The organism is Pedobacter sp. 01T416_2 (assembly GCF_056398925.1).
Genome location: NZ_JBFTQI010000289.1, coordinates 1 through 6,732 on the forward strand (window position 1 = coordinate 1; position 6,732 = coordinate 6,732).

The following is a 6,732-nucleotide window of genomic DNA, read 5'->3' on the forward strand; positions in this document are numbered from 1 at the left end:
GCCTTTTACAGCATAAGAACCGACGCCATTAATTTTTGCAGGCTGTAACAACCTCAACATGGCATTAGGTGTATATTCATTTGCTTTGCTCAGTTTTAAGCGAATTTCGCCATTTACAGTATTATAATTTACCTCATCAATGGTACCCGCATCAAGGCTGATCCAAAGCCCTACAGCAGCAATGTAAACCGATGATTTTGCTGCCGTAGTTAATTTAACATTGATGTTATTGCCTGTTTTGTTCAAATTGCCACCGAAAGCCAACCAACCAAATTCAGGATGCTGTAAGATATACGATGATGTATTAACCGCGTAGCCAAAAAAACCGGATCCGTAATCGCCGGTAATGCCGTCATTTTTTAAGGTTGATGGATAAGCATGAAATGCTGCAGGCGCAAAACCTTCTTGGGTAATATTGGAAATCGAACCCAAAAGTCCACCGTAACCAGCACGCAAAAGATAGAAATCGCCGGGATTTTTACGGTAATCCATTAATACAGGAATGGCATTGAGTGCTGAACCATAATGATGGATCATCCGTTCGATACGCGAAAGTTTGCCTCCATAAAGAAAATCCCAGTACCGACGGGCATTACCATTATAGGCCCAATGCGGCACCACAGGCATATAGGCCAATATCGCATCAAGCGTTACATTTGCTTTGTCTTGATAGCCAAAATAGCTCGACCATACATAAACTTCTTCTTGACCTGTAGAGTCCCAAGGCATTTCACTTCCAAAGGGATATTGTAGCGAACGCCAGTGGTTGGCCCGCTTCTTCATTTCATTTTCTAACCTGGCTGCTTCTTCTGTTAGTCCTTCGTTTTTAAGGTCATTTAGGATGAGATAGAAAACTGTGCCTTCCATTTGGCCGAACTGTGCGTAATAAGGGGCAATATTAACCATGGCCATGCCTGTTTCAGCAGCATCTATAAGGTGTTGTTTCCAGCTCTGCTCCTCCACAAGGCCGCTATAATTACGCGCCAACCGATACATCACCCAATGGGCTGCTGCAACATGCGGGTAGTTATAAGACCGGCCCAGGTTATCAGCTTCTTTTTTGGGCCATGCAGACCATGTTTTAAAATTTATATTTGCGGCATAAGTATCTTTAGGGAGCGAATCTGGTGCATAGTAGAACAAGCTCTTTTTTACCCCATATTTCTGAGGACCGTTTTTAAGTTGTATCCGCCCAAACATTACACTATCTACAAATTGTTTCAGTTTATCAACTTCTTCTTTCTTGGGTTGTACCAATTGCTTCATTATTGCCCCCAACCACGAACCTGCACCACCTTCATCGCTTAAACCTGCAATCCATGCCCTATTGTCTTGTGTTACCTGCTGTTGCTTTTCATTATCGTACGTAATAGCTGATGGACTTCTTTTAAAAATAGGGTCGGCCTGGTTAAACCATTGCTTGGTTGTTAAAAAATTGCCATAACTAGCAATCACATCACTTTCGGCTTCAATTACCTTATAATTTATACTTTGCTCCAAGCCATCTTCGTAGGTGATGGACAACCTTGCTCTTCCCCAGGTATTTCCCTTTACAGTATAACTTTTCCAGCCATTTTTGGTTGAGGCCAATGCACTTACTTGTAGGGCATTTTCAGGCTGAACTTGAATAGTTTTAATCTTTTTAGGGTAGTTAACAAATAATTTCCCTTCCACATCTTTAGGCAGTACATAACCCGGAACTGAGATTGCTACTGGTCGTTTATTTTCGATCAGTTTGCTTTCGATATCTTTTGCTGCTCCAGAAAGGATAAACTGAAGGGCATAACTTCTGGTTTCACCAGGTTTTAAAGTGGTTGAAGTCGGTGTATTCCATTGCTCGGCATTTTTCCATTCGTTTTCTGCATAGGCTTTACTGTATACCATCCACTCATAAAAACCTTCAAACGCGATTCCTCTTGGTGTTCGATCATCATTAAGCGGGTTATAAGCCTCAAATGGCGTATGTCCCAGTGGCGCAACGAGCAAAGAAGGTGCATGACCGCTTAACCGCGTAACTTGCAGATAACCGGCGTCTTTACCGATATAAGGATCGTAAAAAACATTTTTTGCATGGGTTTGCTCCAATGTCCTGCCTTCGAGAATATTATCGAAAATCATCGGAATACCCAGTGCCCCGATTTCTACGTTTTTATTGGTCTTATTTTTCAGTTCGAAGCGGAGCACAAGCTTTCCGTTAAACATTTCCCACATCCGTTTAACCTGCAGCGGCATATCAGCCGGAAGTGTTGCAGCAAGATCGGCAGCAGCGAGTACGTTTTTACCCATAGAAATATTTTTCACAGGGCTTCTTTTGGCGGCTGTGCTGTAGCTTTTCCAGGCTTCTTCGCCAATGTAGCGTAACTTCAAATTGATATCGCCCAAGTGATATAAACCATCTGAACTACGCACTTTTAAACTGTCGCTGGGTGCAAAATCGAAATCTTTAACCATTTTAGGCTGTAGGCCCGCTACCGTTTGTGATGACTTAACAAGCTTTAGATTAAATGCTCCGGCATTGTAAGTCGAAAATCCATTTTCCAGGCCCAAAGTAGATGTTTTTTTGCCTAAAGCAATCCAAGGCGATTGGGCTAGAACTACCTCAATATTTAGGAAAGATAAAATACAGCAAAATATTGCTTTAAAAGTTATTATGGATAAGGTTCTCTTCTTTTTTAGTTCGATAATCATGATCATAAAGGAAATTTAGAAATGTGGTTAAATCAAAATTAAAATTTAAAAGATAAAGCAGGCATCGAACTTAAAAATAGCGCAAAATCGGTAAAGAATTGGTGTATTTACTGGAAGTTGGGCGCGAGGCGGTAAACGGATGGCGGATCGATGGTGAATAGCAGGAAGCATGATGAAAAAAATAGGTTCGCAGATTACGCAAAGCACGCAGATTAATAACACATGAGGGGAAACCTAACCCATTAGCACTATATCGGGTACCTAAACGTGATTGCAGCGGCAGCTCCCGAAGTAAGTCGGGACTACAGCGGAAAGCGCGACTGACGTGGATTGAAATGCAGGAATTGCTTTCCTATATCAAATTATTAATCATATAAGAGATATAAGATCATTTAAACGATTATTTTACTAATACAACATAGGGGTCTTCGACAAGCTCAGACTGACAACTATTATATTAAAGACCCACCTATTTATTTTCCTTCAGATTACGCAAAGCGCTAAGATTGTTCGCATTAAGATTAGCTGCTGAGCACTTCGTGGTTCCCGCCTGTGCGGGAATGACGACCGTTCTTTAGAATCATTGGTAGACAATGATTAAACAGGCTGACATTTCACTTTCAACCATTCAGCTTCTTCATCAGATAAAAGGGGTTGAAGCTTCCCAAACACCATTTGATTGTATTGATTTAACCACTCAATCTGATCTGGTGCCAAAAGTGTTTTATTGATAATCGCGGTATCGATAAAACATAAGGTTAAGGTTTCGAAAGTGAGAAAATCGCCAAATTCGCTTTTTCCCTTAGGGATACATAAAACAAGGTTTTCGATGCGTACACCATGTTTTCCCGGACGATAAATACCTGGTTCGATGGAGGTTACCATTCCTGGCTTAAAGGCAATATCTACGTTGGCTGGACTAATATTCTGAGGTCCTTCGTGTACATTTAGGAAAAAGCCAATACCGTGACCCGTTCCATGACCAAAATTTATGGCATGTTCCCAGAGTGGTTTTCTACAGATGGAATCGATTTGATAACCTTTGGTACCTTCTGGAAAAATCAGTTTAGAACCTTCAATCAGGCCTTTTAGCACCAAGGTATAATCATCGGCCTGGGTTGATGAGCAATTACCAATAGGCATTACCCTGGTAATATCAGTTGTACCATACAAATACTGGCCTCCTGAATCGACAAGAAACAAACCATCGGCTAAAATTTCCTGATTGCTTTCTGCTGTTACACTATAATGCGGCAAAGCTCCGTTGGCATTGTAACCAGCTATGGTATTAAAACTTAAACCTACGAAAGATGTTTGTTCAGCCCTAAATGCACCCAGTTTCTCTGCTGCAGACCATTCTGTAATTTTTTCTTTCCCTAAATGATCTTCCATCCATTTAAAGAACCTGGTTAAAGCCACTCCATCATTTAGCATTGCCTTGCGGATGTGATTAATCTCAGTATTATTCTTTAAACTTTTTAGATGTGTGCTTGGATTAATGCCTGAAACGATTTTGGCACTAGAAGGCAAGCACTGATACAAGCCAAAACAGGTACGTTTAGGGTCGATAAAAACCTGCGCGCCTTTTGGTAGATTTTTTAATGCCTCAGCCACCTCAGCATAAGGATGCAAAGTTACGCCCTGCTCATTTAAAGTATCAATATCTGTTTGCGACAATTTTTGTTCGTCGATAAAGAGTTTTACCGCTGCAGGAGTAATTAAAGCAAAACTTAAGGTAACAGGATTATAATCTACATCTTTTCCCCTTAGGTTAAAAAGCCAGGCAATGTCATCAAGCGATGAAATAAAATGATAATCTGCTCCATTTATTTTTAAAGCAGCTTTTACCTCGTTTATTTTAGCCGAAATGGTAAGACCCGCAGCTTCCTCGCCTATTAAAAAGGCATTTTCTACAGGTAGTCCTACCCTATCGAGCCAAATCGTGCTGATAAAATCAACGTCAATTATTTCTATTCCACGCTGGGTCAAACTGTTCTGTATCTCGAGGGCCAAACCTACCGTAATAAGCTGATGGTTAAAACCTACTTTTGCATCCTTTGGCAAAACCTGGCACAACCAATCGATGTATTCGGGCGTATGTGGCACTTTCAACTTTACCAATTCGTAACCAGTATTGTTTAATTGTGTTTCTGCCTGCGTAAAATATCTCGAATCAGTCCACAGACCAGCAAAATTCTGAGTGATGACCAGCGTGCCAGCCGACCCTGTAAATCCACAAGCAAAAGGAATAGCTTTATAATGTGCTGGTAAATATTCACTGATGTGAGGATCTGCCGCGGTAATAATATAAGCATCTACTTTTTGAGCAGCCATTAACTGGCGTAAGGCCTGCAGTTTTTCTACAAAGGTCATGTTGAGGAAGAGTTTTGTAGGGCCAAATTTAAATATTACATTGACATCAGCGCTTAAAACAAACAAGAATTAATATAAATTTTGAAAACGCAGCAGATTCCGCTTGCGTTGGAACCTGTGTTTACCTTTAAAAATATTCAGGACAAACATTAAACGTACCGATCAATTGCAGGCGCTTTAAGCACCTCATAACAATCTGATTTCTGAAAGCACCGTACTTTAAAAACAAGCGCAGATTCTCTCTGTGCAAGCGCATGGATACCCAGTGTAAAACGTTGTTTAAAACGTTTGAGACAAGCCTCTTTATGGCAGATTATTTCGTAACGGTCTGCATTTTCTACGACCACATCAAGCACATACTTTGGCCACTGTTTTTTGATCAGATTCGGCAACCAGCTAAACTGTTGCATGTTAATAAAATTCCCCATCCCTTCAATTGCTTTTGGTGGAATATCTCCACCTATAATCTGGCTCCAGTTCCCTTCAACTTCATCAATAATCCCCAGCACTTTACATCCAGACAGCACCAACCATGGGTCTTCCATGCTTGACTGTATTAACTGATAGGATACATCTTCTAAAAATTCCTGTTCAAAAAGGTAATTAAGTTCGATCATAAGCTATTTTCATTTTTAATCGGCAGATTATTAAGTCGTATCAGTTTATCAATGGTGCCAGTAAAACGTTTCATTGAGATCGGTTTGCCAAGATAACATTCAAAGCTAGAATCTATTTTTCTTACCTCATTTTCGAGGTGGGYGGATGCGTAGATCACAAACCTGGCTTTCGAGCGGAGATGCTGTGATAGTTCAGTTCCCTTCATTCCATCCATATCTATATCTAGAAAAAGAAAATCGATTTTATCGCCGGCACTAATTGTTTTTAAGGCATCAAATGGATTATTAAAGGCGCTAAACAGTTTTAAAAAACGGATATCTTCAATATAATCGTGGAGTACATCAATCGCGTGCTGTTCATCATCAACAATTGCACAACTGTAATACATAGGCAAATTAAGATAGGCTGTACAAAGCTTAACAATGTAAACCTCAATTCCTATAGCCATGCAAAAAAAGGGTAAAAGTACGGTAGTAATGAGCATACTAATGAGACAGTATATCAACTTGCATCTTATTTCATGGTATAAATAGCCATGAGTCAATTGACACATGGCTAAATGCTTTAAAGTTTAATTTTAACAAAGTATAAACGGTTTCTATCAACCGAATTTGTTAAAGGCAATATTTTTTGTGCAAAGCCACTTGCCCCGTTATCCACCACACCAAAATCATCATCATTAGAAATCGCGAGGATGTTGCCAGGCAGTAAGGCCAAACCTTCTGCTTTATCGTGCGGATAAATGGAAGGTAGATCTTTCAGCAGGTCTAAAACGATGGTTTTGCTTACCGGGGTAATTCCCGCTGTGTTTAAACCTGCTGCGTTGTTCAGTTCTTCCACGGTTTTGCCGCCATAAAGTTTACCTGTTACACCATTGCCGGAATCAGAAATATCGGTAGCACCACTCAGGTCTATTTTAAAAACTTTTTTAAATGTTGCCGGGTTGCTTGCTGCACCGCCATACAATCCGTCACGCTCGATGGTTAGGAAAGTAGTGCTGTTAACGGCAACAATATCGCTCACACCTGTTAAAGTAGTGTTATCCATCAGGTA

Annotated in this window: 5 protein-coding genes; all 5 read right to left on the reverse strand. The window is 40.4% G+C overall.

Features of this window, described 5'->3' with window-relative positions:
* Positions 1-2,688: DUF5695 domain-containing protein (locus AC1DPQ_RS13555; protein ID WP_477609733.1), on the reverse strand; the 2,688-nt coding region annotated here is incomplete at its 3' end.
* Between the two features lie 597 nt (positions 2,689-3,285).
* Positions 3,286-5,061 (reverse strand): aminopeptidase P family protein, encoded by a 1,776-nt coding sequence (locus AC1DPQ_RS13560; RefSeq protein WP_477581432.1) that lies wholly within the window; start codon positions 5,059-5,061, stop codon positions 3,286-3,288.
* Positions 5,062-5,210: 149 nt separating this feature from the next.
* Entirely contained in the window at positions 5,211-5,678 is a 468-nt protein-coding gene (locus tag AC1DPQ_RS13565) for a hypothetical protein (RefSeq protein WP_477581434.1), read from the reverse strand.
* Positions 5,675-6,127 carry a LytR/AlgR family response regulator transcription factor gene (locus AC1DPQ_RS13570; protein ID WP_477609735.1) on the reverse strand — a complete coding sequence of 151 codons (453 nt, stop codon included), beginning with the start codon at positions 6,125-6,127 and terminating at the stop codon, positions 5,675-5,677. The genes AC1DPQ_RS13565 and AC1DPQ_RS13570 overlap by 4 nt, the downstream gene beginning before the upstream one ends.
* A 116-nt stretch (positions 6,128-6,243) precedes the next feature.
* Positions 6,244-6,732 (reverse strand): esterase-like activity of phytase family protein (locus tag AC1DPQ_RS13575; RefSeq protein ID WP_477609737.1); only part of this gene is annotated, 489 nt, incomplete at its 5' end.

What these genes read in the sequence shown, in the direction of transcription:
- AC1DPQ_RS13565 (WP_477581434.1), bottom strand. Translation starts at nt 5,678, where the DNA reads ATGATCGAACTTAATTACCTTTTTGAACAGGAATTTTTAGAAGATGTA.
- AC1DPQ_RS13560 (WP_477581432.1), bottom strand. Translation starts at nt 5,061, where the DNA reads ATGACCTTTGTAGAAAAACTGCAGGCCTTACGCCAGTTAATGGCTGCT.